We start from the raw sequence: 24011 nt of genomic DNA on the forward strand, positions 1-24011 counted from the left end.
CCCGTCAGCTGGCGCCTTCTGTTCCCGGGCCGAGCAGGGGCTGGCAGGTGGGGCAGTAGTAGATGTCCCGTTCCTCGGTGAAGGTGCCGGCGCCGTTGTCCTTGCCAAGGACGCCGCGGCGGATCGGGGTGCCGCATTTGAGGCACGGCTGGTGCTCGCGGCGGTAAACCCAGTAACCGGGCCGCCCGGCGGTGCGGCCCACCGGCACGCCGCGCGCGTTGAGCACGGTGGTCCGGCGGCCCGGCCCGAGGTTGGCGGAGAGCAGGACCTGGGCGTCGGTGATGATGGCGGCCAGATCCTGCACCGCCGAGACGGGCGACGCCGGATGGACCCCCGCGAGGAAGCAGGCCTCGCACCGGTAGATGTTTCCGATGCCCGCCAGCTTGCTCTGGTCCAGCAGGGCCACGCCGATCGGAACGTCCGGGGCCGCGAGCAGCCGGCGTTCGGCCTCGGCAGCATCCCAGTCCGGGCCCAGCAGGTCCGGGCCGAGGTGCCCCACAATGGTGTCTTCCTGGTCGGTGCGGACCACCTCAAGGATGCCCAGGGAGAACCCGACGGCGTCGGCCGTGGCGGTCCGCAGCACGCAGCGGGCCGTGAAGCCGGGCTTCCGCCAGCGGCCCCCCGGCGGGTAGACCTGCCAGCTGCCCTCCATCTTCAGGTGCGAATGGATGGTGAGCCGGTCTCTCGGCGTCGGGCCCTGGACGCGCATCAGCAGGTGTTTGCCGCGGGGCACCACCTCGGCCACGGTCCAGCCGCCGAGCTTCAAGGTGGCGAAGCGCGGGACCCGGAAGTCGGACGAGACCAGTTCCTTCCCGGCCAGTGCTGCGTGCAGCTGGGCGGCGGCGCGGAAGACCGAATCGCCCTCAGGCACGGATCCTCAGTCCCTTTGGAGTGGAATAGGCTCCGGCCTGGGCGAGGGCGGCCGCCACGGGGGTGTCCAGGATGCCGTGGCCGTTGACCTTTTCCATGATCAGTTTGTCCACCGCGCCGCGGGTCACCACGCCCACCAGGGCCGAACCGGCCGCGGCCAGGATTTCGGGGTCGTCGCTGAACGCGAGCAGGGTCTTGCCGCCCCGCTCGACGTACAGCGCCAGGGCGCCGTCGACGAGGACCACGAGGGCCCCGGCCTTCCGGCCCGGGCGGTGGCCGGTGCCGGCGTCGACGTTGAGCGCAGGCCACGGCAGCGCGGCGCCGTACGGGTTGGCGGGGTCGGTGGCGGCGAGGGCCAGGGCCACCGGCTCGGCTTTGTGCAGCTCGGCGTCCTCGACGTAGGACCGCAGCCGGTCCACCGTGGCCGGGACGGCGAACTGCGCCGCGCCGAGGTGTTCGATGAAGTAGCCGCGGCGGCAGCGTCCGGCTTCCTCGAGCCGGGCCAGGACCTTGTACATGAGGCCGAAGCCGCCGAGGATGTTTTCTGCCATGACCGAGCCGCGGGTGACTACGCCGTAGCGGTCCAGGAGCAGCTCCGCGGTGGCCCGGGCGTGGATGGTGGGATCGAGCTCCGGGGCCGGCAGCGCGGACCAGCGCCCCGCGGCGAGCGGGGGAGCGGGCGCGGTGCCGGTCACGGACCCATACCGGCCGCCGGTGAGTCCCGGTGATCCGAGCAGGCCGGTGCCGTGCGCCCGTCCGAGCCGGCTGAGCCTCGGCGCGCGGGCCCGCGGGGCGCGCCCCACCTGCCGGTGCGCGGTGTGGCCGCCGGCGATCAGGGCCCTGACGGGGGCAAACGTGTCGCCGGTAATCCGGCCCGCCCAGGCGAGATCCCAGAGCGCGGCCACCACATCCTGGTCGCTCAGCACCGAATCCATGCCACCGGCAACCTCGGTCAGCTGCCGGAAGAAGTAGCCGCCGCCGTTGTTCTGCAGGTGCTCGAGGAGCCGTCGCTGCGCGTCGCCCGGTTCGAAGTCGATGGACGGGTTCAGCGTCAGTTCGGCCGAATCGGCGAGGTGCAGGCTCACCCAGCCGTCGTTGCCGGGCAGCGAGCCGGCACCGGACCAGAGGACCTCGCCGGCGGCCATGAGCTCGTCCAGCATGGCCGGCTGGTAATTGGAGACGCGGCTGGCCAGGACAAGCGGCTCCCATGCCGAGGCCGGAATGGGCACGCCGGAGAGCTGGTCGATGGCCGTGATGATGCCGTCCAGGCCGCGGAGCGCGGACTGCCCGCGGCCGCCCGGGGTCCGCACGTTCTGCCAGGCGGGTAGGAACCGGCCGTACGCGGCCGCGTCCACCGGCTCGACTTCGGCGCGGAGCGCGGCGAGCGAGCGGCGGCGCAGCTTGCGGAGGACCTCGGCGTCGCACCATTCGCTCACGGCGGCCGAAGGCAAAACGACAGGCAGAACAACAGGCAAAACAGCGGGCTGGAACGCCTCAACGCCGGCCTCTTCAACCCCGGATTCTTCAACACCGGCCTCTTCAACGCCGGCTGCCGTGCTGCCCGCCGTGACTGCCGGTGGCGCAGCGTGCGGGCGGAACTCTCCTTCCACCACGCGGCCGTCCGCGGCCAGCCGCTTCAGTGCCGTGCCGACGACGGCGACGCCGAGTCCCAGCCGCGCGGCGGCCTCGGCGGCGGTGAAGGGCCCGTGTGTGCGGGCGTAGCGCGAGACGAGGTCGCCGAGCGGGTCCGCGACCGGTTCGATGAAGGCCAGCGGCACACCCATGGGCAACGGTACGCCGAGGGCATCCCGGAGCCGGGCGGCATCCTCGACGGCCGCGAACCGTTCGATGCCGCCGATGTTGACCTTGATCGCCCGGTTGGCCCGCTGCAGCGCGGTGAGGTGGGCGGCGGCGTCGGCCTCCGTCGCCGGGGTTTCGACAGGCAGGCTCCCTTGGGCGGTCTCAATGGTCCCGGCGGTCTCGGCGGTTTCGCTGGCCTGGGCCGGGCCCGCCACCGGCTCCAGGCGGGCCGCGACCTCGTCCGGCGCGAGCGGACCCAGGAGGCGCAGGAGGTCCGCGACGCCTTCCAGCCCGCGCACCTGGCGGTCGCGGGCCAGCCGTTGCAGTTCGCGCTCGGTGGCCTCGATGACCTTCACGTCCAGCAGTTCGCGCAGCTCCACGCGGCCCATGAGCTCATTGAGCAGGGTGGAATCGAGGGCCAGGGCGGCGGCCCGGCGCTCCGCCAGCGGGGAGTCGCCTTCGTAGAGGAACTGGGCCACGTAGCCGAAGAGCAGGGACTTCGCGAACGGGGAGGGCTGCTGGGTGGTGGTCTGGACGATCCTGAGCTCGCGGCGCTCCACCGACGCGGCGATGTCCTTCAGCGCCGGCAGGTCGTAGACATCCTGCAGGCACTCGCGGACCGTCTCGAGGACAATCGGGAACGTCGGGTACTTCCGGGCAACATCCAGCAGCTGCGCCGAGCGCTGCCGCTGCTGCCACAAGGGCTGCCGCTTGCCGGGATTCTGCCGGGGCAGCAGCAACGCGCGGGCCGCGCACTCGCGGAACCGGGAGGCGAACAAGGCGCTGCCGCCGACCTCCGCCGTCACGATCTGCTCGATTTCCTCCGGGTCAAACAGGAACAACTCGGCGCCCGGCGGCTCATCCTCCATCATGGGCACGCGCAGCACGATGCCGTCGTCGGCGGCCATGGCCGAGCCGTCCATCCCGTAGCGCTGCTGCAGGCGCTGGCCCACGGCCAGGGCCCACGGTGCGTGCACGGGCATGCCGAAGGGGCTGTGCAGCACCACGCGCCAGTCGCCGAGCTCGTCGTGGAAGCGCTCCACCACGAGGGTGGTGTCGCTGGGGACCACCTCGGTGGCGAGCCGTTGTTCGGCGAGGTACTGGATCAGGTTGTTCGCGGCGTAGTCGTCCAGTCCGCTGGCCTTGCACCGCTCAGTTGCCGGCCCGACGTCGGACGCCGCCAGTTCGCGCATGAACGCGCCGAGGGCGCGGCCCAGGTCCACCGGCCGGCCCAGGGAGTCGCCCTTCCAGAAGGGGAGCTTGCCGGGCTGGCCGAACGCCGGCGAGACCAGGACACGGTCGTGCGTGATGTCCTCGATCTTCCAGCTAGTGGCGCCGAGGGCGAAGACATCGCCAACCCGGGATTCATAGACCATTTCCTCGTCGAGTTCGCCCACCCGGCGCCCGCCCTTGGCCGCGGCGGCGGCCGGGCTGGCTGCCCTGCCGTCCGCACTGGCACCGCCGGAAGAGCCGCCACCGCCGGTGCCCTCGACTTCGGTGCCGATGATGTAGACGCCGAACAGCCCGCGGTCCGGGATGGTGCCGCCGGAAGTGACGGCGAGCCGCTGCGCGCCGGGCCTGCCCTCGATGGTCCCGGCGTTCCGGTCCCAGATGACCCGGGGGCGCAGTTCGGCGAATTCGTCCGAGGGGTACCGTCCGGCCAGGAGGTCCAGGGTGGCCTCGAACGCGGAGCGGGGGAGCGAGGCGAACGGCGCCGACCGCCGGACCGTGCTGAACCAGTCCTCCACGTCGATGGCGCCCAGGGCGGTGGCGGCGACGGTCTGCTGGGCCAGGATGTCCAGCGGGTTGGCCGGCACGCTCAGCCGTTCGATCTTGCCGGCGAGCATCCGCTCCACGGTGATGGCTGTGTGGACGAGGTCTGCCCGGTGCTTCGGGAACAGGACGCCCTGGGAGATTTCGCCGACCTGGTGGCCGGCACGGCCCACCCGCTGCAGGCCGCTGGCCACCGAGGGCGGCGACTCGACCTGCACCACCAGGTCCACGGCACCCATGTCGATGCCAAGCTCGAGTGAGGACGTGGCCACGACGCAGCGCAGCCGCCCGGATTTCAGGTCGTCCTCGATCAGCGCCCGCTGGTCCTTGGACACGGAGCCGTGGTGGGCGCGGGCCAGCACGGGATCGGCGCCGGCGGTGCTCCCGGCCTGGGCCATCATGTGGGCCGGTGTGGCGGTGGATGTGGGCTGCGCGGCAGCACCGCCGGATGGCACTGCGACGCCGCCGGACGGCACGGCGTTGAAGTCCGGGGCGCCGGCGCCAAAATCCGTCCAGCCGCCGCCGGCTGCCAGGAGCTGGCGTTCGGCGTAGATCTCATTGAGCCGGGCGGTGAGCCGTTCGGCGAGACGGCGGGAATTCGCGAACACGATGGTGGACTGGTTGGCGAGCACCAGGTCCACGATCTTTTCCTCCACATGCGGCCAGATGGAGGCCTGCGGCTGCAGCCCGGAGGCCGGGCCGGAGTCGAAGGCCCCGGCGGCACCCTGGAGGTCGGACATGTCCTCCACCGGGACGGAGACGGTCAGGTCCCAGTTCTTCCGTGACGGTGGGGCGACAATTTCCACCGGCGCCGAACCGGCGAGGAACTGCGCCACCAGCTCCTTGGGGTTCCACGGTGGCCGACAGCCCGATCCGCTGGGCGGGCTTGGGCAGCAGCGCGTCCAGCCGTTCCAGCGACACCGCCAGATGCGCGCCGCGCTTGGTTCCGGCGACGGCGTGGACCTCGTCGACAATGATCGTGTCCACCTCGCTGAGCGTCTCGCGGGCCTTGGACGTCAGCATCAGGAAGAGCGATTCCGGGGTGGTGATGAGGATATCGGGCGGGTGGCTGAGCAGCGAGCGGCGGTCGGACGCCGTCGTGTCCCCGGACCGGACGCCCACGGTAATGAGCGGGGCGGGCAGGTCCAGGCGTTTGGCGGTCTGCGTGATGCCGATCAGCGGCGCGCGGAGGTTCCGTTCGACGTCGACGCCAAGAGCCTTGAGCGGGGAAATGTACAGCACCCGCGTCTTGCGCTTTGGCGCCTTGCCCTGGGCAGTTTTCCGGCGCCCGCCCTTTGCCGCCGGGTCCAGACCGGGCAGGGCCTCGGGCTCTGCGGGGGCGGAGACGAGCAGCCGGTCCAGCGCCCAGAGGAACGCGGCGAGCGTCTTGCCGGAGCCCGTAGGTGCGACGACCAGGGCGTGCGCACCGGAGGAGATGGCATTCCAGGCGCCGTTCTGGGCCGGGGTGGGCGCGGAAAAAGCGCCCAGGAACCAGTCCCGGGTCGGCCGGCTGAACCGGTCCATGGCGTCGGCCGCGAGTGTGCCTCCGGTCAGCTCCTGCCCCTTCATTCCTCCATCATGCCCTACCCCGCCGACACTATTAGCCGGGCCCGATCCTCGGCCCCGGCGGGTCCCGTAGCGGCCGGGTGCCCCGGGACGGACGGGCGCGCAGACGCCCGAGCAGAGACGCCGGGACCGGCGTTACTTGGGCTGGAAGGCACCGACGGTCAACAGGTTGATCTCCGTGTTGGTGCAGGCGTCCAGTGGCTGCGGGATGAACAGCGACGCTGTGTCGTTGGGCGGGTAGACCCGGAATCCTGCCGCCGGCGTCTGGGTGCAGTCCGGGTAGTTGGCGGCCTGGGTGTAGCGCAAGGTGGCAGTGCCGGCCTTGCCCGGGGCAAGCGTGACGTCGGTGACCGGGCCCGAATCGTCGCGCGTGGCGGCGGCGCCGATCGGCTCACCGTCGGCCCCTGCTGTGAGGGAGACGCCCGCGAAGCCCTTCAGCAGGCACGGTGCGGTGCCGGAGTTGGTCAGGATCAGCTGCATGTAAATGCTGCCGGCCGCGCCGCCGCCCGTGGCGTCGGTGGTGCCGGTCAGGCTTGCGGCCTTGCACAGCTCGGGACCGCCCTTGGCGGTGGACGGTGCGGCGGCCGCAGGGGATTCCGGCGCGGCGTCAGACGTCGCGGGCGGCTGGCTTGTTTCGGTGGCAGACGGGCTGGGCGGGGACGTGGCCGACTGGACCTGCGTCGAGCTGCCCCCGCAACCGCTGAGGAGTAGGGCCACCGCGGCAGCCGTTGTCACAACCAGTGCATGCTTCATTCGTTGAGACCTCATGGCTCAACCATTATGCCCGCCGTTGCCTTAGTCAACGATGCCACTGCGACGGAGCCCGAATGATGTCCGGATTGTGATTTCCCGGGCGTCGGCCGAGGTCAACTGCGTTGCGTGCTGTTTCCCGGAGCCGGAGAGCCGCTGCCTTAGTCGGTCTCGGGTCCCGAGCAGTAGTGGCAGTCGTCGGGGCAGGAAGCGGCCCAGGGGTCCGTCCCGGCCGCGGAGCCGGACAGGATTTCCGGCTGCCGCGCCAGGGCCGTCGGCCGGTCAGTTGCCAGCATGGCCGGCTCCTTCGGGGTCTGCCACGCTCAGTTCGAAGCCGTCGGCAACGTGGAACAGCTGCCGGTGCCCGCCGTCGGAGAGCACCCATACGACGTCGCCGTCGGGCGTGCGGTTGTCGACGAGGCCCGCGTGCTCAAGGCGCCCGCCCCGGTGGAGGTGGACGGCGTCGCCGATCTCGACGTCGTCCCAGTGGGTGGTGCTGCCGGAAGGCCGGTTTTTCTGCAAGGTCATGAGGAGTCCTGAACGGTCACGGGAAACGAGGATGTGACTTAGCTAACCGTGGAATGCCCTCTGGCCTCAATGGTCAATTGTATGAGACACCCCCGTCCCGTTGTGCACAAGTCCAAGGGCGGAGGGCCCGGGCAGACGTCCGGACGCTAGGCGGCCGGCTACGTATCTGTGCGGGCTGCGCGCCGGGTCAGCCAGGCAAAGGTGGGCGGCGGCGGCGGTGGAACAGCCGGCGCCCCGGGCGCCGTGCTCCCCGCCGCGCTCCCCGCGGTGCTCCGCGCTGCCGCGCGGCGCCGGCGCAGCTCCAGTGCGAGGCTCTCCTGGCCGCGGGCCATCGCCCAGCGGTGGTTAGCGGCGAAGGCCGGCTTCAGCAGCCAGCTCAGCCGCCGCAGCAGGGGCTTCGCGGCACGGACGTGCCAGTCGTAGGTGATGACCGTTTCCGGTCCGTCCGCTTCAAAGCTCCAGCGGCCGGTGCCGTTGAGGTCGCCGGCCGCGGTGAGGGCGAAGCCGCGGGGCGTGACTGGCTCCTTGACCGTCAGGGTCCAGCGGAGCGTATAGGGCAGCCAGCCTTTCGTGTGCAGGCGCGTGGGGCGCGGAATGCCGGGCAGGGGTTCGGGGCTGCCGGCCACCGGCTCGGCGCTGAGGTACACGGACGGCCACCACAGGGGCAGGGTGGTGGCGTCGCCCAGGGCGGCCGCGACCTCCTCCGGCGTACCCGCCACCCGCCAGACGGTCCGGAACTCGTAATCTGTGCTGCCCATCGGGGCCTCCTTTCAGCCCTGCTTGTCAACCCTGCGTGGAGGCCCTCACTATCAATTCGGGCGGGAAGACCACCTGGCTGGGTGCAAAGCCATCCTCGGACTCCGCTTCCCGGAGCAGCAGTTCCAGGGCGGTGGAGCCGATGAGGGCGCTGGGCTGCCGGATCGAGGACAGCGGTACGACGGCGGCGGCGGCGAACTCGATGTCGTCGTAGCCGATCAGCGCAATCTCCTGCGGCACTTTGACGCCGCCCATGAGCATCAGCCCCTGCAGGGCACCCACGGCAAGGAGGTCATTGGCCGCAAATATCGCATCCGGGCGTTCGGCTTCCGGGCGGGACCGGATGGACTCGCCGGCCGCCCGGCCCGAAAGCACGGTCAGGGATTCGGTGGCGATGACCTCGAGGGTTGCACCCGCAACGGCATCGATGGCCTTCCGCGCCCCTGCCAAACGGTCCGCGACCTGCCGGATGCTGGCCGGTCCGCCGACGAACGCGATCCGCCGCCGGCCCAGCGACAACAGGTGGGCCGCAGCCATCTCCCCGCCCGCCAGGTCATCCACGGCCACGGAGGAGAAGCTCTTGTTCTCGGTCTGCCGGTCTACGAGCACCGTCGGGATGCCCCGGCGCCGGAGCTGCTCCAGCCGGGGAATCACATTGCCTACCGGGGACAGCAGCACGCCCCGCACGCGCTGCTGCTCGAAGAGATCCAGATAGGCCGATTCCCGGCCCTCGTCCTCGTTGCTGTTGCCGACGAGGACGGTGAAGTTCTCCGCGGCGGCGCGGTCCTCCGCGCCCCTGGCCAGATCCGAGAAGAAGGGGTTGGCAGCGTCCAGGACCACCAGGCCGATGCTGTGGCTCATGCCCGCGCGCAACTGGCGCGCGGCGTCGTTCCGGACGAAGCCGAGCTTGTCGATGGCGGACTGGACCCTGAGGGTGACTTCCGCGGAAACTTTCTGCGGCCGGTTCAGCACGTTGGAGACCGTCCCCACCGAGACGCCGGCCAGTGCCGCGACGTCTTTGACGCTCGCTGAAACCATTTTCCTGTGCTCCTGGAGTGGGCGCCGCAGCCTGTGGGGCGGGCGCCCGTTGGCGAAACTACTGTCCTCAGGATACCCGTTCGGGCCTGTTTTGAACCCTTTTATTGAAACGAATCAAAAGCCGCGCCGGGAACGCCTGGCGCCAGTTGACGTGTTGATTTGAAGACCCTATGATTCAAATCACAACTCGTTATGAAACGATTCATTGCGTGTTCACTAGGCACAGTTCACTAAGCCCCAAAGGTGCGGTTAATTTTATGCAGCAGACACACAGTTCCCGGTCCGGCCCCTCCGAGGGGGAGCAGGTTCCGGTTCTCTCGCTCTCCCACGCAGCCAAGACCTTTGGCCCGGTGGTCGCCTTGGCCGACGGCACCATCCACATCGAGGCGGGCGAGATCCACGCACTGGTCGGGGAGAACGGCGCCGGCAAGTCCACGCTCGTGAAAATCCTCGCCGGCCTGCACCACCCCGATTCCGGCGATTTCCAGGTGGCTGGGCACACCGTCCAGTTCCGCAACGTTGCCGAGAGCAAGGACGCCGGAATCTCCGTCATCTACCAAGAGCCGACGCTCTTCCCGGACCTGAGCGTCGCGGAGAACATTTTCATCGGCCGCCAGCCCAAGGGCCGCTTCGGGCTCATCAGCAAGGCGACCATGGTCAGGGAGGCGCACAGGCTGTTCGAGCGGCTTGGGGTGCCGATCGACCCGACCCGCATCGCCGAGGGCCTGTCCATCGCGGACCAGCAGATCATTGAAATCGCCAAAGCCATTTCGCTGGACGCCAAAGTCCTGGTGATGGACGAGCCCACGGCAGCCCTTAGCGGCGTCGAGGTGGACCGGCTGTTCTCCGTGGCCCGGAGCCTCCGGGACCGCGGGACCGGCATCCTCTTTATTTCGCACCGTTTCGACGAGGTCTTTGACCTGTGCGACCGCATTACCGTCATGAGGGACGGCCGGTACATCTCCACCCACCGCACGGCCGACGTCACCGTCGACCAGATCGTCCGCGAGATGGTGGGCCGCGACATTGGCGCCCTGTTCCCCAAGACCCCGGCCGAGATCGGCGGCGTCGTCCTGAAAGTGGACGGTCTCAGCCGCGCCGGAGTGTTCCGCGATATCAGCTTCGAGGTCCGCGCCGGGGAGATCGTTGCCCTGGCCGGCCTCGTCGGCGCCGGCCGCACCGAGGTGGCCCGCGCCGTGTTCGGAATCGACCCCTACGACGCCGGCGCCATCACCTTCGACGGACGCACGCTCAAGCCGCGCAATCCCCAGGTGGCCATCACCGCCGGCATGGGCTTCGTCCCGGAGGACCGCCGCAAGCAGGGCCTGGTGATGGACCTGTCCGTGGCCCGGAACGTCACGCTCACGCTGCGCAACAAGTACACGACGGCGGGGCTGATCAACGGGGCGGCCGAGCGGCGCGCCGCCCAAGAGTGGAGCAAACGGCTCCAGGTGAAGACCGGCTCGCAGGAATACGCCGTCTCCACACTCTCCGGCGGCAACCAGCAAAAAGTGGTGCTCGCGAAATGGCTGGCCACGGACCCCCGGCTGCTGATCATCGACGAGCCCACCCGCGGCATCGACGTCGGCACCAAGAGCGAGGTCCACCGGCTCATTTCGGACCTCGCCGGGCGTGGGATCGCGATCCTGATGATCTCCTCCGAACTGCCCGAGGTCCTCGGCATGGCGGACCGCGTCCTGGTCATGCGCGAAGGCCGGATCACCGCCGAACTCGACCGCGCCGATGCGAACCCCGAATCGGTCATGCACGCCGCCACGTCTTCCGCAGGAGGAACCCTGTGAGCTCAGCTCTGGACCACAAGAACGCACCGGCGCCGGCACCCGCCGCCGGCGCCCGGAGCGCCGTCGCCTCGGTTCTGCGGATGCGCGAACTCCCTGTGCTGATCGCGCTGGCGCTTCTGGTGCTCGTCACGTACCTGATCAACCCGCTGTTCCTCACCGCCCAGGGCGTGAAGGACCTGCTGCTCAACGCCACCATCATCATGATTCTGGCGGTGGGGCAGACCCTGCTGATCATCACCAGGAACATCGACCTCTCCGTCGGCTCCATGCTGGGGCTGGTCGCCTTCGGCACCGGCTCCCTTTTCTCGGCCGTGCCCGACATGCCGATCATCGCCGTCTTTGCGATCGGCATGACATTCGGGGCACTGCTGGGCGCCTTCAACGGCGCCCTGGTCACCCTGGCCAAAGTGCCTGCCCTGGTCATCACGCTCGGAACGCTGTACGTGTTCCGCGGCCTGAACAACGCCTGGGCCGGCGGCAAGCAGTTCTTCGCCGGCGACCGCCCGGAGGAGTTCGGCGCCCTCTCGGTGAACACGGTGCTGGGGTTCCCCGTGATCACCCTGCTGGCCATCGTCGTTGTGATCGCCGTCGCCATCTACATGTCCGGCACCCGCCCGGGCCGTGACCTGTACGCCATCGGCTCGGACCCGGACGCGGCCACCGCCTTCGGCATCAAGGTCTCCAAGCGCGTGTTCCTGGCCTTCCTGGCCAACGGCGCGCTCGCAGGCCTGGCCGGCGTGCTCTACGCCAGCCGCTTCAACTCCGTGGGCGCCACCACCGGCACCGGCATGGAACTGACTGTCGTGGCGGCCGCCGTCGTCGGTGGCGTGGCCATCTTCGGCGGCAGCGGATCGGTGACCGGGGCCGCCCTCGGCGCCGTCCTCCTGACCACCATCACCAGCTCCCTGACCGCCCTGCGGGTGGACAAATTCTGGCAGCAGGCGATCGTGGGCGTGCTGATCCTCACCGCCATCATCATCGACCGCGTGGCCAGCCTGCGCACAGCCAAGAAACTGCGGATTAGCGAGGCTCGCAATGTCTGAAACCACCTCCACCACCAGCACGGCGCCGGCTCCCGTGGCCGACAGCACCAAGCCGCTGGCCAGCGAGCCGAAGGGCCGGACCGGCGCCGCACGGATCCTGACCGGCCGGGACGCGATCACCATCTACGCCCTGGTTGCATTCCTGATCTACGCGGCCATCGCCATCCCGCGCTTCGCCTCGCCGGTCACCACCGGCTTCCTGCTCCTGGACGTCATCCCTGTCCTGCTGATTGCCATGCCGATGACGCTGATCATCATCACGGGCGAAATCGACCTGTCCGTGGCCAGCACCGCCGGCCTGACCAGCGCCCTGATGGGCGTCCTCTGGGCCGGCGGGATGGACATCTGGTTGGTCCTGGCGATCAGCCTGCTGGCCGGAATTACCGCCGGCATGTTCAACGGCTTCCTGATTGCCGTCTTGGGCCTGCCCTCCCTGGCCGTGACCATCGGCACCCTGGCGCTGTTCCGCGGCCTGGCCCTGGTCATCATCGGTGACAACGCCGTGGCCAACTTCCCGAAGGCGCTGACCGCGTTCTTCACCTCCAAACTCGGCGGCACCGGCATCCCCACGGTGATGATCGGCGTCGTCGTGGTGATGGTCTTCTTCGGCGTGCTGCTGCACCTCACGCCGTTCGGACGCGGCCTCTACGCGATGGGCTACAGCAAGGAAGCCGCCAGCTTCGTCGGGATCAACGTGGCCCGCAGCAAGTTCTGGCTCTACGTCGGATCCGGCGCCGTCTCGGCCCTGGCCGGCATCTACTGGACGCTGCGCTACACGAGCGCCCGCAGCGACAACGCCTCCGGCCTGGAACTGGCCGTCATCGCAGCCGTCCTGCTCGGCGGCGTGTCGATCTTCGGCGGCAAGGGCTCCATCCCCGGCGTCATCGCCGGCGTCCTGCTGATCGGGACGCTCAACTACGCCCTTCGCCTGGCCCGGGTGTCCGACGTCGTCCTCATCACGGTGACCGGCCTGCTGCTGATCCTCTCCGTGGTGGCGCCGAGCATCGGCTCCGCCATCAAGCAATGGCGGCACACCCGTCGCGTCCGCCGAAGTTTCACCCGCAAGGCCACCTGAAATTTGCCCACCAACACCACCACAAACCGCGCCCGAATGGGACCGGCTGTACCGACCGCACGAAGGAAAAGGGAAGAACAATGATGTTGAACCGCAAGAACAAGGGCCGGACCGGCCGACTGGGAAGCATGGTGGCCATCACCGCCGTGGCCGCACTGGCGCTGACAGCCTGTAACAGCGGCTCGGCATCCTCCACCGATACCAGCAGCCCCTCGGCAGGCGGCGGGGACCAGAAGATCACCTTCATCCCCAAGCAGCTGAACAACCCCTATACGGACGTTGTCCTCGGCGGCGGCAAGAAGGGCGCCACCGAGGCAGGATTCGCCTCCTCACAGGTCGTCGGCCCGCTGGAAGCCTCCGCCTCCAGCCAGGTCTCGTTCATCAACGCCGAGACGCAGGCCGGCACGAATGTGATCGCGATTGCCGCCAATGACCCCGACGCCGTCTGCACGGCCCTCGGCGAAGCCCGCTCCGCCGGCGCCAAGATCGTCGCGTTCGACTCGGACACCAACCCCGACTGCCGCGACGTCTTCATCAGCCAGGTCGTCGCCAAGGACGTTGCCCTGATCCAGACCAAGCTGATTTCCGAGCAGATCGGCGGCAGCGGCGAGATCGCCATCCTGTCCGCCACCGCCAACGCCACCAACCAGAACGAATGGATCAAGTACATGGAGGAGGAGCTCGCCTCCAATCCCGCGTACAAGGACATCAAGCTTGTGGCCAAGGTCTACGGCGATGACAACGACACCAAGTCCTTCCAGGAAGCCCAGGGCCTCATGCAGGCCCACCCGAACCTGAAGGGCATCATCTCCCCGACCACCGTGGGCATCGCCGCCACCGCCCGGTACCTCTCAACGTCCGCGTACAAGGGCAAGGTGGCCCTCACCGGGCTGGGGCTCCCGAATGAAATGCGGCCCTTCGTGAAGGACGGCACCGTCAAGGAGTTCGCCCTCTGGGATCCGGCACAGCTTGGCTACGTTGCCGCGTTCGCCGGCAAGGCCCTCCAGGAGGGCAAGATCACCGGCGCCGAAGGGGATACCTTCACCGCCGGCGAGCTTGGCGAACGCAAAGTCGAAAAGGGCGGCCTGGTGATCGTCGGCCCGCCGACGGTCTTCAACGCCGAGAACATCGACAAGTACAACTTCTGATCCGTTCCTGACCCATCCCGAGCGGCCGGGCGGGCCGCCGACAGCCTGCCCGGCACCTCGTCCCTTCCACCCACCCCGTTCCACTTCGCCGGTGCCGCAGCACCGGGCCCACGGCGCCTTCTCCACAGCCGTGCCCGGAAACCGCATTCCGGAGCCCCAGATCCCCATTTCATGCCGGAAGGCCCCCCCCATGAACCAGAAACAACCGGCAGACCGGCTGCTGCAACCGCACCGGCGCCGCCCCACCCGCATCGGGCTGGTCTCCGGCGGTCTCGGCGCCTACTGGCCCCAGTTCCCGGAGCTGCTGCCGCAGCTGCGGGAGTCCGTCCGCTACGTCACCGGCCGCTTCCGGGAGCTCGACGCCGACGTCGTCGACACCGGCTTCATCTCCGATGCGCAGGAAGCTGCCGCGGCCGGCGAAAAGCTCCGCGTCGCCGACTGCGATCTCATCGTCATCTTCCTCACCACGTACCTGACGTCCTCCATGGTCCTGCCCATCGCCCAGCGCGCGAAGACCCCCGTCCTGGTGATCGACCTGCAGCCAACCGAAGCGATGGACCACGCCAACTTTGACACCGGCAAGTGGCTGGCCTACTGCGGCCAGTGCCCGGTGCCGGAGGTCGCCAACGTCTTCCGCCGGGCCGGGATCGAGTTCCGCTCAGTCTCGGGGCACCTCAAGCAGGAGTCCGCCTGGGAGCGGATCACCGCGTGGGTCCACGCCGCCGGCGTCCGCGCCCGGCTCCGCAATGCCCGGCACGGGCTCATGGGCCACCTCTATCCGGGCATGCTGGATGTCGCCACCGACCTCACCACCGTGTCCACCACCTTCGGCTCCCACGTGGAGGTGCTGGAATTCGACGACCTCCGCGAACGGGTCAACGCCGTCACGGAGGCGGAGGTGACCGAACGGCTGGGGCTCGCCCGCGAACTTTTCGTTGTGGATGACTCCGTGAACGACGACGACTTCGCGTGGGGCGCGAAGGTGTCCGTCGGCCTGGACCGCCTGGTGGAGGACTTCGACCTCGACTCCGTGGCCTACTATCACCGCGGACTGGCGGGCGAACAGCACGAACGGCTCGGCGCCGGGATGATCCTGGGCTCCTCCATCCTGACGGCCCGGGGCATCCCGATGGCCGGCGAGTTCGAGCTGCGGACCTCCATTGCCATGCTGGCGGCCCAGGCGATCGGCGCCGGGGGGTCATTTACCGAGATCCAGGCCCTGAACTTCCTGGACAACGTGGTCGAAATGGGACACGACGGCCCGGCCCACCTCGCCGTGTCCGCCCAGGACCCGCTCCTGCGCGGACTCGGCATCTACCACGGCAAACGCGGCTGGGGCGTCTCGGTCGAATTCGATGTTCGCCACGGCCCCGTCACCACCTTCGGCCTCGGCCAGGATCCGGACGGAAGCTACGTGTTCGTCACGTCCGAAGGCGAGGTGGTTCCCGGCCCGCACCTGCAGATCGGCAACACGACCTCCCGGGTGGACTTCGGCGGGGACCCCGGGCTCTGGGTGGACGTCTGGAGCCAGACCGGAATCGGCCACCACTGGGCCCTGTGCGTCGGCCACCGCGCCGCCGACATCAAGGCCGCAGCATCCCTGCTGGGCATCGAACACCGCCACGTGGTGCTCTCATGAGCACGCAACGCGTCTGCTTCCAGCTCCAGGTCAAGCCCGCGCTGATCGGGGAATACACCCGCCGGCACGCCGCCGTGTGGCCGGAGATGCTCCGGGCCCTCAAGGCCTCGGGCTGGAACAACTACTCACTCTTCCTCCGGCCCGACGGGCTCCTGATCGGCTATTTCGAAACGGACAGCCTGACCGAAGCCCAGGCCCGGATGGCAGCCACTGACGTCAACGCCCGCTGGCAGGCCGACATGGGCGGCTTCTTCGACGACCTCGCCGGAGCGCCGGACCAGGGCTTCCTCCAGCTCACCGAAATCTTCAATCTCGAGGACCAGTTGTCCGCAGCCAACGCCGCCGGGGACAACCACCAACCGCAAAAGGAACAATCATGAACACCACAGAAACGGCCCTCGGCCGCCTCGGGGAACTCGCCATCGAGGTCCCGTCCTGGGCCTACGGCAACTCCGGCACCCGCTTCAAGGTCTTCGGCACCCCCGGCACCCCGCGCACGGTCCACGAGAAGCTGGCCGACGCCGCGAAAGTCCACGAACTCACCGGCCTGGCGCCCACCGTGGCGCTGCACATCCCCTGGGACAAGGTGGATGACTACGCGGCCCTGAAAGAGTACGCGGCGGACCTCGGAGTGGGACTCGGCACCATCAACTCCAACACCTTCCAGGACGACGAGTACAAGTTCGGCTCCCTGACCTCCTCCAACCCGGCCGTCCGCCGCCGCGCGATCGACCACCACCTCGAGTGCCTTGAGATCATGAACGCCACGGGCTCGCGGGATCTGAAAATCTGGCTCGCGGACGGCACCAACTACCCGGGCCAGGACGACATGCGCGGCCGGCAGGACCGCCTGGCCGAGTCGCTGCAGGAAATCTACGCCGCCCTGGGCGAGGAGCAGCGCCTGGTGCTGGAGTACAAGTTCTTCGAGCCGGCGTTCTATCACACCGATGTTCCGGACTGGGGTACCTCCTACGCCCAGACCCTGGCCCTGGGCGAGAAAAGCCTTTGTCTGCCTGGACACCGGCCACCACGCCCCCGGCACCAACATCGAATTCATCGTCATGCAGCTGCTGCGCCTGGGCAAGCTCGGCTCCTTCGACTTCAACTCCCGCTTCTACGCAGACGACGACCTGATCGTCGGCGCGGCGGATCCCTTCCAGCTCTTCCGGATCATGCACGAGGTCATCCGCGGCGGCGGGTTCGGTGACGGGTCAAACGTCGCCCTGATGCTGGACCAGTGCCACAACCTGGAGGAAAAGATCCCGGGCCAGATCCGGTCCGTGCTCAATGTCCAGGAAATGACCGCCCGCGCCCTGCTGATCGACACCGACGCGCTGGCCGAGGCCCAGCGCAGCGGCGACGTCCTGGCCGCCAACGGCATCTTCAACGATGCCTTTTACACCGATGTCCGCCCCGCCCTGGCGCAGTGGCGTGAATCCCGCGGCCTGCCCGCGGACCCGATGGCCGCCTTCAAGGCCAGCGGTTACCAGAAGAAGATCAACGAGGACCGCGTCGGCGGCCACCAGGCCGGATGGGGCGCATGAGCATGAATATGCAGAACACCACCAACACGACTGTTGAAGAACTGATCTCCCGTTCCAACCGCCTCGGCGCGGACAAGCGGAACACCAACTTCGCCGGCGGCAACACCTCCGCCAAGGGCACCGAAAAGGACCCCGTGACCGGCGACGACGTCGAGCTCCTGTGGGTCAAGGGCTCCGGCGGGGACCTGGGCACGCTGAAGGCCGAGGGCCTGGCCGTGTTGCGGCTGGACCGGCTGCAGGCGCTCAAAAACGTGTACCCCGGCGTCGAGCGTGAAGACGACATGGTGGCCGCGTTCGATTACTGCCTGCACGGCAAAGGCGGCGCCGCGCCGTCGATCGACACCGCCATGCACGGCCTGGTCGGCGCCGCGCACGTGGACCACCTCCACCCGGACTCCGGGATCGCCATCGCCACGGCCGCCGACGGCGAGGCCCTGACCAAGGAGATCTTCGGCGAGAAAGTGGCCTGGGTGCCGTGGCGGCGCCCCGGCTTCCAGCTCGGCCTGGACATCGCCGCGATCAAGGACGCCAATCCGCAGGCCGTCGGCACCATCCTGGGCGGCCACGGCATCACCGCCTGGGGCGCCACCAGCGAGGAAGCCGAAGCCAACTCGCTGTGGATCATCGAACAGGCCGAGCAGTACCTCAAGGACCACGGCAAGAACGAACCGTTCGGTCCCAAGCTGCCCGGCTACGGCGCCCTCCCGGAGACCGAGCGCCGCGCGAAGGCCGCCGCCCTGGCCCCCGTGATCCGCGGACTCGCCTCCACCGACAAGCCGCAGCTCGGGCACTTCAGCGACCACCCCGCCGTCCTGGAGTTCCTGGAAAGCGCCGAACACCCGCGGCTCGGGGCCCTGGGCACGTCCTGCCCGGACCACTTCCTGCGCACCAAGGTCAAGCCGCTGGTGCTGGACCTGCCCGCCGACGCCCCGGTTGAAGACTCCGTGGCCCGGCTGAAGGAACTCCACGCTGCCTACCGCGAGGACTACCAGGGGTATTACGACCGGCACGCAACCCCGGACAGCCCGGCCCTCCGCGGCGCGGACCCGGCGATCGTGCTGGTGCCCGGCGTCGGCATGTTCTCCTTCGGCGCGAACAAGCAGACCGCCCGGGTGGCGGGGGAGTTCTACCTCAACGCCATCAACGTCATGCGCGGCGCCGAAGCCGTCTCCACCTATGCCCCGATCGAGGAAGCCGAGAAGTTCCGGATCGAATACTGGGCCCTGGAGGAAGCCAAGCTGGCCCGGATGCCCAAGCCGAAATCCCACGCAGGCCGGATCGCCCTGGTGACCGGGGCGGCGTCGGGCATCGGCAAGGCGATCGCCACCCGCTTCGCCGCCGACGGCGCGTGCGTGGTCATCGCAGACCTGAACCTGGACAACGCCCGGGCCGTGGCCGCGGAACTCGGCGGCGCCGACGTCGCGATCGGGGTCCAGGCCGACGTCACCGACGAAGCCCAGATCGCCGCCGCCATCCAGGAAGCCGTCCTGGCCTTCGGCGGACTGGACCTGGTGGTCAACAACGCCGGGCTCTCCATCTCCAAGCCGCTCCTGGAAACCACGGAAAAGGACTGGGACCTGCAGCACAACGTCATGGCCAAGGGCTCCTTCCTGGTGGCGAAGGCCGCCGCGCAGGTGATGATCGGCCAGGAGATGGGCGGGGATATCATCTACATCTCCTCCAAGAACTCCGTCTTCGCCGGCCCGAACAACATCGCCTACTCCGCCACCAAGGCAGACCAGGCCCATCAGGTCCGGCTCCTCGCCGCGGAACTGGGCGAGTACGGGATCCGGGTCAACGGCATCAACCCCGACGGCGTGGTCCGCGGCTCCGGGATCTTCGCCGGCGGCTGGGGCGCCAAGCGCGCCGCCGTCTACGGGGTGCAGGAAGAGGAGCTGGGCAAGTACTACGCCCAGCGCACACTGCTCAAGCGCGAGGTCCTGCCCGAAAACGTGGCCAACGCCGCCGCCGTGCTCACCGGCAGCGAGCTTTCCCACACCACCGGGCTCCACATCCCCGTGGACGCCGGCGTGGCCGCGGCCTTCCTGCGATGAGCACCGCAGCACCAGCGGATACCGCGCCCAGCGGCGGCCTGTCCGGCGGCAGTGCTTTTGTCGCAATCGACATTGGCGCGTCCTCCGGCCGGGTCATCCTGGGCCGGGTCGCGGGCAGTCCCGGTGGGGCGAGGGCCGAGCTGGAGACCGTGCACCGGTTCCCCAACGGGGTCAAGGAGCTCGACGGCGGCCTCCGCTGGGACTTCGACGCGCTGTTCGCCGAGGTCCTCGCCGGGCTCGCGGCGGCCGCCACGGCGGCCGAGGCCCGCGGCGAGAGCATCGCCAGCATCGGGATCGACACCTGGGCGGTGGACTACGGGCTGGTCAACGACGCCGGTGAACTCATCGCGGCGCCGTTCAGCTACCGCGACGACCGGTCCCGTGCCGCCATCTCCCGGGTCCACGAAAAGCTCGATCCGGCCCGGCTCTACGCCACCACCGGGCTGCAGTTCCTGCCCTTCAACACCATCTACCAGCTCGCCACGGAGCCGGCGCTGGAGGGGCTGCAGGCGCTGCTGATCCCGGACCTCATCGGGTTCCTGCTGACCGGCCAGCGCCGCACCGAGGCCACCAACGCCTCCACCACAGGGCTCTTCGACGCCGTCGCGGGGGAGTGGGCCACGGAGTTCCTCGCCGCCCTGGACCTGCCCCGGAACCTGTTCCCGCCGCTGATCCAGCCCGGCGAGATCCTCGGCACCCTGCTGCCGGAGACCGCGGCACGGACCGGCCTGCCCGCCGCCACGAAGGTGGTGGCCGCCGGCTCGCACGACACCGCCTCGGCCGTCGCCGCCGTGCCCGCGGACCGGCCCGACTTCGCCTACGTCTCCTCCGGCACGTGGTCCCTGGTCGGCGTCGAACTGTCCCACCCGGTCCTGACCGAGGCCAGCCGGGCCGCGAACTTCACCAACGAACGCGGCGTGGACGGCACCATCCGCTACCTGCGCAACGTCGGCGGCCTCTGGCTGCTCAGCGAATGCCAGCGCACCTGGGCCGCCGAAGGCTACCGGCCGGGGCTGGTGGAACTGCTCGACGCGGCCGCGAGTCTTCCGCCCGGCGGGCCGGTCATCAACGCCGACGACCCTTATTTCATCGCCCCGGACAACATGCCCGAACGGATCCGGGCCGCGGTCCGCAGCACCGGCACTGTCCTGCCGGAGCATCCCGCGCACATCGTGCGGTGCATCCTGGACAGCCTTGCCGCCGGCTACGCCCGGACCATCGCCGACGCCGAACGGCTCGCTGACGTCCGGGCCGGCGTCGTGCACATTGTGGGCGGCGGATCCCAGAACCGGCTCCTGTGCCAGCTCACCGCCGACGCCACCGGCAAACGCGTGATCGCCGGACCCGTGGAAGCCACGGCGCTGGGCAACGTCCTGGTCCAGGCCCGCGCCGCCGGCGTGCTCAGCGGCGGGCTGGCCGAGCTGCGCGCCGTGGTGCGTGCCTCCCAGCACCCGGCGGAGTACGTGCCCTCAGCCCGGGCCGCCGCCAGCCCTGTCACCAGCGGAGGTGCCCTGTGAGAATCGCACTGTTCGCCACGTGCATCGTGGACGCCATGTACCCGGCCACGGCCCGCGCCACGGTGTCCATCCTGGAACGCCTCGGCCACGAGGTGATCTTCCCCGCCGGGCAGGCCTGCTGCGGGCAGATGCACGTCAACAGCGGCTACTTCAAGGAGGCGCTGCCCGTCGTCGCCAACCATGTGAAGGCTTTCGAAGAAGATGAGTACGACGTCGCCGTCGCACCGTCCGGCTCCTGTGTCGCCTCCGTGCAGCACCAGCACCCCATGGTCGCCCGCCGCTGCGGGGACGCCGGGCTGGAAGCCCGGGCGGCCGCCGTCGGGCACAAAACCTACGAGCTCTCCCAGCTCCTGGTGGATGTCCTGGGCGTCACGGACGCCGCCGCGCAGCTGGGCTCCTACTTCCCGCACCGGATCACCTACCACCCCAGCTGCCACGGCATGCGCCTGCTCCGGCTCGGCGACCGGCAACTGGACCTGCTGCGCTCGGTCGGCGGCATCGAACTGGCCGAGCTGCCCGAGGCCGAGCAGTGCTGCGGCTTCGGCGGCACCTTCTCGATGAAGAACGCGGACGTGTCCTCGGCGATGCTGGCGGACAAGACCGCCAACATCTGCGGCACGGGCGCCGACCTTTGCGCCGGCGGCGATGCGTCCTGCCTGATGCATATCGGCGGCGGACTGTCCCGGCAGGGCAGCGGCGTCACCACGATGCACTTCGCCGAGATCCTGGCCAGCACCCTCGAGAATCCCGCCGCCGTCTCCGGCGACGTCCGCCTCACCACCGGAAGGACCGCACGATGAGCGGCACATTCCTGGGGATGCCGTCCCTGCCGGTCTTCGGCATCGGCAACCTGCACGAACACGAACCGTTTCCGAAGGCCGCCCGCCGCGAGCTCGGCAACCCCCAGCTGCGGGCCAACCTCGGCCACGCCACCCGGACCATCCGGGACAAGCGGCTGGCCGTCGTGTCCGAACTCCCCGACTGGGAGGAGCTGCGCGAGGCCGGCCGGGCGATCAAGGAATCCGTCATGGCTCGGCTGCCGGAGCTGCTCGAGGCGTTCGAGGCGAACTTCACCGCCCGGGGCGGGACCATCCACTGGGCCCGGGACGCCGGCGAAGCCAACCGGATTGTGGCCGCCCTCATCCGCGACCAGGGCGCCACCGAGGTGGTCAAGGTCAAGTCGATGGCCACCCAGGAAATCGGCCTCAACGAATACCTCGAGGAACAAGGCATCGCGGCGTTCGAGACCGACCTCGCCGAGCTCATCGTCCAGCTGGACCACGACAAGCCCAGCCACATCCTGGTCCCGGCCATCCACAAGAACCGCAGCCAGGTCCGGGACATCTTCCTGCGCGAAATGGAGGGCGTGGATCCGGAGCTGACCAACGAGCCGGCACGCCTCGCCGCGGCCGCCCGGGCACACCTGCGTCGCAAGTTCCTCAGCGCCAAGGTGGCCGTGTCCGGCGCGAACTTCGCCCTCGCGGACTCCGGGACCCTCGCCGTCGTCGAATCCGAAGGCAACGGACGCATGTGCCTGACGCTGCCGGAAACGCTCATCACCGTCATGGGCGTCGAAAAACTGCTGCCGGGCTGGGAGGACCTCGAAGTCTTCATGCAGCTGCTCCCGCGGTCCTCCACCGGGGAGCGGATGAACCCGTACACGTCGCTGTGGACCGGCGTAACGCCCGACGACGGGCCGCAGAACGTCCACCTGGTCCTGCTGGACAACGGGCGCAGCGCCGCCCTGGCCGACGAGATGGGCCGCTCCGCGCTGCACTGCATCCGCTGCAGCGCCTGCATGAACGTCTGCCCCGTCTACGAACGCACCGGCGGGCACGCCTACGGCTCCACCTACCCGGGACCGATCGGCGCGATCCTGTCCCCGCTGCTGACCGGGATCACGGCCGAGGAAAACAACTCCCTGCCCTACGCCTCCTCCCTGTGCGGGGCGTGCTACGACGCCTGCCCGGTGAAGATCAACATCCCGGACATCCTGGTGCACCTGCGCGGCGAGGACGTGGACAGCAAACGCGGAAAGAAGCGACTGCCGAGCCAGATGGACGTTGGGATGAAGGCGGCCTCCTGGGCGCTGTCCTCCGGCAGGAACCTTGGTCTCGTCGAAAAAGCGCTGCCACTGGGCAGGCTTGCCGCCGGACCGGACCGGAAAATCACCAAGCTGCCGGGCATCGCCGCCGGCTGGACCCAGAGCCGGGACATCCCCGCACCGCCGGGGCAGTCCTTCCGGCAATGGTGGGACAAGGAACACCGAGCCCCGGCTGCCGGACCTGGTGCAGGGGCCGCCCCGGCTGCCGGCACCGAGGCCCCCGGCCCGAAGGAGAACCCGTGAACGCGCGCGCAGAAATACTGGACCGGATCCGTTCGGCCCTCCGGGACGCACCGGCGGTACCGGAGGTGCCCCGCGACTACCGGCGCGCCTCCGAGCTGGGCGAGGAAGAGCTCATCGAACTGCTGACGGACCGGCTCCTGGATTACAAGGCGAACGTCTTCGTCGAAGATGCCACCGCGGTGCCGCAGCGGCTCGCGGTCCTCCTCGAGGGAACCGGCCGCTACGCCGTGCCCCACGGTCTGGACCAGGCGCTGTTCGCGGAGACGGACGCGCACGACGCCGGCTCCGGCCGCCGCGTCACCGACGGCCCGGGGCACCGGCTGAGTGTCGAGGAGCTCGACGGGATCGACGCCGTCGTCACCGGCAGCGCCGTCGCGGTCGCCGAAACCGGCACCATCATCCTCGACGCGGGCCCGGACCAGGGCCGCAGGGTCATCAGCCTCGTCCCGGACCGCCACATCTGCATCGTCAGCGCCGGGGACATCACCGCCATCCTGCCGGAGGCCCTCCGCCGGCTCGACGGCACCCGCCCGCAGACCTGGATCAGCGGCCCCAGCGCCACGAGCGACATCGAACTCGAACGCGTCGAAGGAGTCCACGGCCCGCGGACCCTGGACGTGGTGATTGTTCGCGGGTAGGCGGGAGACTGGGTCCTGCTTCCCTTGTGCTCAGGGGAGCAGGGCCTCCCGGTTTGTCTGTGACCGCACCGGGAAGTCGTTTGCCCAGATCACCCAGAAGAAACTCATGGTCTTCTCAGCGGG

18 protein-coding genes and 2 pseudogenes are annotated in these 24011 nt (G+C 69.4%); 12 read left to right on the forward strand and 8 right to left on the reverse strand.

Annotated features, from left to right (window positions below; all coding sequences use genetic code 11):
* Positions 1-4: 4 nt before the first annotated feature.
* From ABH915_RS03695 to ABH915_RS03730, 8 genes and pseudogenes are all read right to left on the reverse strand, one after another.
* Positions 5-871 (reverse strand): DNA-formamidopyrimidine glycosylase family protein, encoded by an 867-nt coding sequence (locus ABH915_RS03695; RefSeq protein WP_370117922.1) that lies wholly within the window; start codon positions 869-871, stop codon positions 5-7.
* Positions 864-5183 carry a helicase-related protein gene (locus tag ABH915_RS03700; RefSeq protein ID WP_370117924.1) on the reverse strand — a complete coding sequence of 1440 codons (4320 nt, stop codon included), beginning with the start codon at positions 5181-5183 and terminating at the stop codon, positions 864-866. Before ABH915_RS03700 ends, ABH915_RS03695 begins: the two co-directional genes overlap by 8 nt.
* Before the next feature lie 169 nt (positions 5184-5352).
* Positions 5353-6012 (reverse strand): annotated as a pseudogene (locus ABH915_RS03705) (DEAD/DEAH box helicase); the annotation flags it as partial.
* 132 nt (positions 6013-6144) lie between these two features.
* A complete protein-coding gene (locus ABH915_RS03710) occupies positions 6145-6777 on the reverse strand; it encodes a DUF4232 domain-containing protein (protein WP_370117927.1) in 633 nt (210 codons plus the stop codon).
* Between the two features lie 143 nt (positions 6778-6920).
* Positions 6921-7055 carry a hypothetical protein gene (locus ABH915_RS03715; RefSeq protein ID WP_275450882.1) on the reverse strand — a complete coding sequence of 45 codons (135 nt, stop codon included), beginning with the start codon at positions 7053-7055 and terminating at the stop codon, positions 6921-6923.
* Entirely contained in the window at positions 7042-7287 is a 246-nt protein-coding gene (locus ABH915_RS03720; protein WP_026539239.1) for a hypothetical protein, read from the reverse strand. Before ABH915_RS03720 ends, ABH915_RS03715 begins: the two co-directional genes overlap by 14 nt.
* Positions 7288-7445: 158 nt before the next feature.
* Entirely contained in the window at positions 7446-8045 is a 600-nt protein-coding gene (locus ABH915_RS03725; RefSeq protein ID WP_370117932.1) for an SRPBCC family protein, read from the reverse strand.
* A gap of 25 nt (positions 8046-8070) precedes the next feature.
* Entirely contained in the window at positions 8071-9081 is a 1011-nt protein-coding gene (locus tag ABH915_RS03730; RefSeq protein WP_018774297.1) for a LacI family DNA-binding transcriptional regulator, read from the reverse strand.
* 257 nt (positions 9082-9338) lie between these two features.
* Here ABH915_RS03730 and ABH915_RS03735 point away from each other — a divergent pair, with 257 nt between their 5' ends.
* The 12 genes and pseudogenes from ABH915_RS03735 to ABH915_RS03790 all read left to right on the forward strand — a co-directional run bounded on the left by ABH915_RS03735 (position 9339) and on the right by ABH915_RS03790 (position 23888).
* A complete protein-coding gene (locus ABH915_RS03735) occupies positions 9339-10883 on the forward strand; it encodes a sugar ABC transporter ATP-binding protein (RefSeq protein WP_370117934.1) in 1545 nt (514 codons plus the stop codon).
* Positions 10880-11926 (forward strand): ABC transporter permease, encoded by a 1047-nt coding sequence (locus ABH915_RS03740; protein WP_370117937.1) that lies wholly within the window; start codon positions 10880-10882, stop codon positions 11924-11926. The genes ABH915_RS03735 and ABH915_RS03740 overlap by 4 nt, the downstream gene beginning before the upstream one ends.
* Positions 11919-13001 (forward strand): ABC transporter permease, encoded by a 1083-nt coding sequence (locus tag ABH915_RS03745; RefSeq protein ID WP_026539236.1) that lies wholly within the window; start codon positions 11919-11921, stop codon positions 12999-13001. The genes ABH915_RS03740 and ABH915_RS03745 overlap by 8 nt, the downstream gene beginning before the upstream one ends.
* A gap of 80 nt (positions 13002-13081) precedes the next feature.
* Entirely contained in the window at positions 13082-14149 is a 1068-nt protein-coding gene (gene rhaS, locus ABH915_RS03750; RefSeq protein WP_370117942.1) for a rhamnose ABC transporter substrate-binding protein, read from the forward strand.
* A gap of 190 nt (positions 14150-14339) precedes the next feature.
* Positions 14340-15788 (forward strand): arabinose isomerase, encoded by a 1449-nt coding sequence (locus tag ABH915_RS03755; protein WP_370117945.1) that lies wholly within the window; start codon positions 14340-14342, stop codon positions 15786-15788.
* Positions 15785-16168, forward strand: a complete 384-nt coding sequence (locus ABH915_RS03760; protein WP_026539233.1) for an L-rhamnose mutarotase — start codon at positions 15785-15787, stop codon at positions 16166-16168. The genes ABH915_RS03755 and ABH915_RS03760 overlap by 4 nt, the downstream gene beginning before the upstream one ends.
* Positions 16165-17332 (forward strand): annotated as a pseudogene (rhaI, locus tag ABH915_RS03765) (L-rhamnose isomerase). Before ABH915_RS03760 ends, rhaI begins: the two are co-directional and overlap by 4 nt.
* 2 nt (positions 17333-17334) lie before the next feature.
* Positions 17335-19386, forward strand: a complete 2052-nt coding sequence (locus ABH915_RS03770; protein ID WP_370124926.1) for a bifunctional aldolase/short-chain dehydrogenase — start codon at positions 17335-17337, stop codon at positions 19384-19386.
* Positions 19383-20903, forward strand: a complete 1521-nt coding sequence (locus ABH915_RS03775; protein WP_370117948.1) for a rhamnulokinase family protein — start codon at positions 19383-19385, stop codon at positions 20901-20903. Before ABH915_RS03770 ends, ABH915_RS03775 begins: the two co-directional genes overlap by 4 nt.
* Positions 20900-21703, forward strand: coding sequence for a (Fe-S)-binding protein (locus ABH915_RS03780; RefSeq protein ID WP_370117950.1), 804 nt, complete (start codon positions 20900-20902; stop codon positions 21701-21703). Before ABH915_RS03775 ends, ABH915_RS03780 begins: the two co-directional genes overlap by 4 nt.
* A complete protein-coding gene (locus ABH915_RS03785; protein ID WP_370117953.1) occupies positions 21700-23250 on the forward strand; it encodes a LutB/LldF family L-lactate oxidation iron-sulfur protein in 1551 nt (516 codons plus the stop codon). Before ABH915_RS03780 ends, ABH915_RS03785 begins: the two co-directional genes overlap by 4 nt.
* Positions 23247-23888 carry a lactate utilization protein C gene (locus ABH915_RS03790; protein ID WP_370117956.1) on the forward strand — a complete coding sequence of 214 codons (642 nt, stop codon included), beginning with the start codon at positions 23247-23249 and terminating at the stop codon, positions 23886-23888. Before ABH915_RS03785 ends, ABH915_RS03790 begins: the two co-directional genes overlap by 4 nt.
* The last annotated feature ends 123 nt before the right edge of the window (positions 23889-24011 follow it).

The organism is Arthrobacter sp. MW3 TE3886 (assembly GCF_041262145.1).
In the GTDB taxonomy this organism is placed as follows: Bacteria; Actinomycetota; Actinomycetes; order Actinomycetales; family Micrococcaceae; genus Arthrobacter.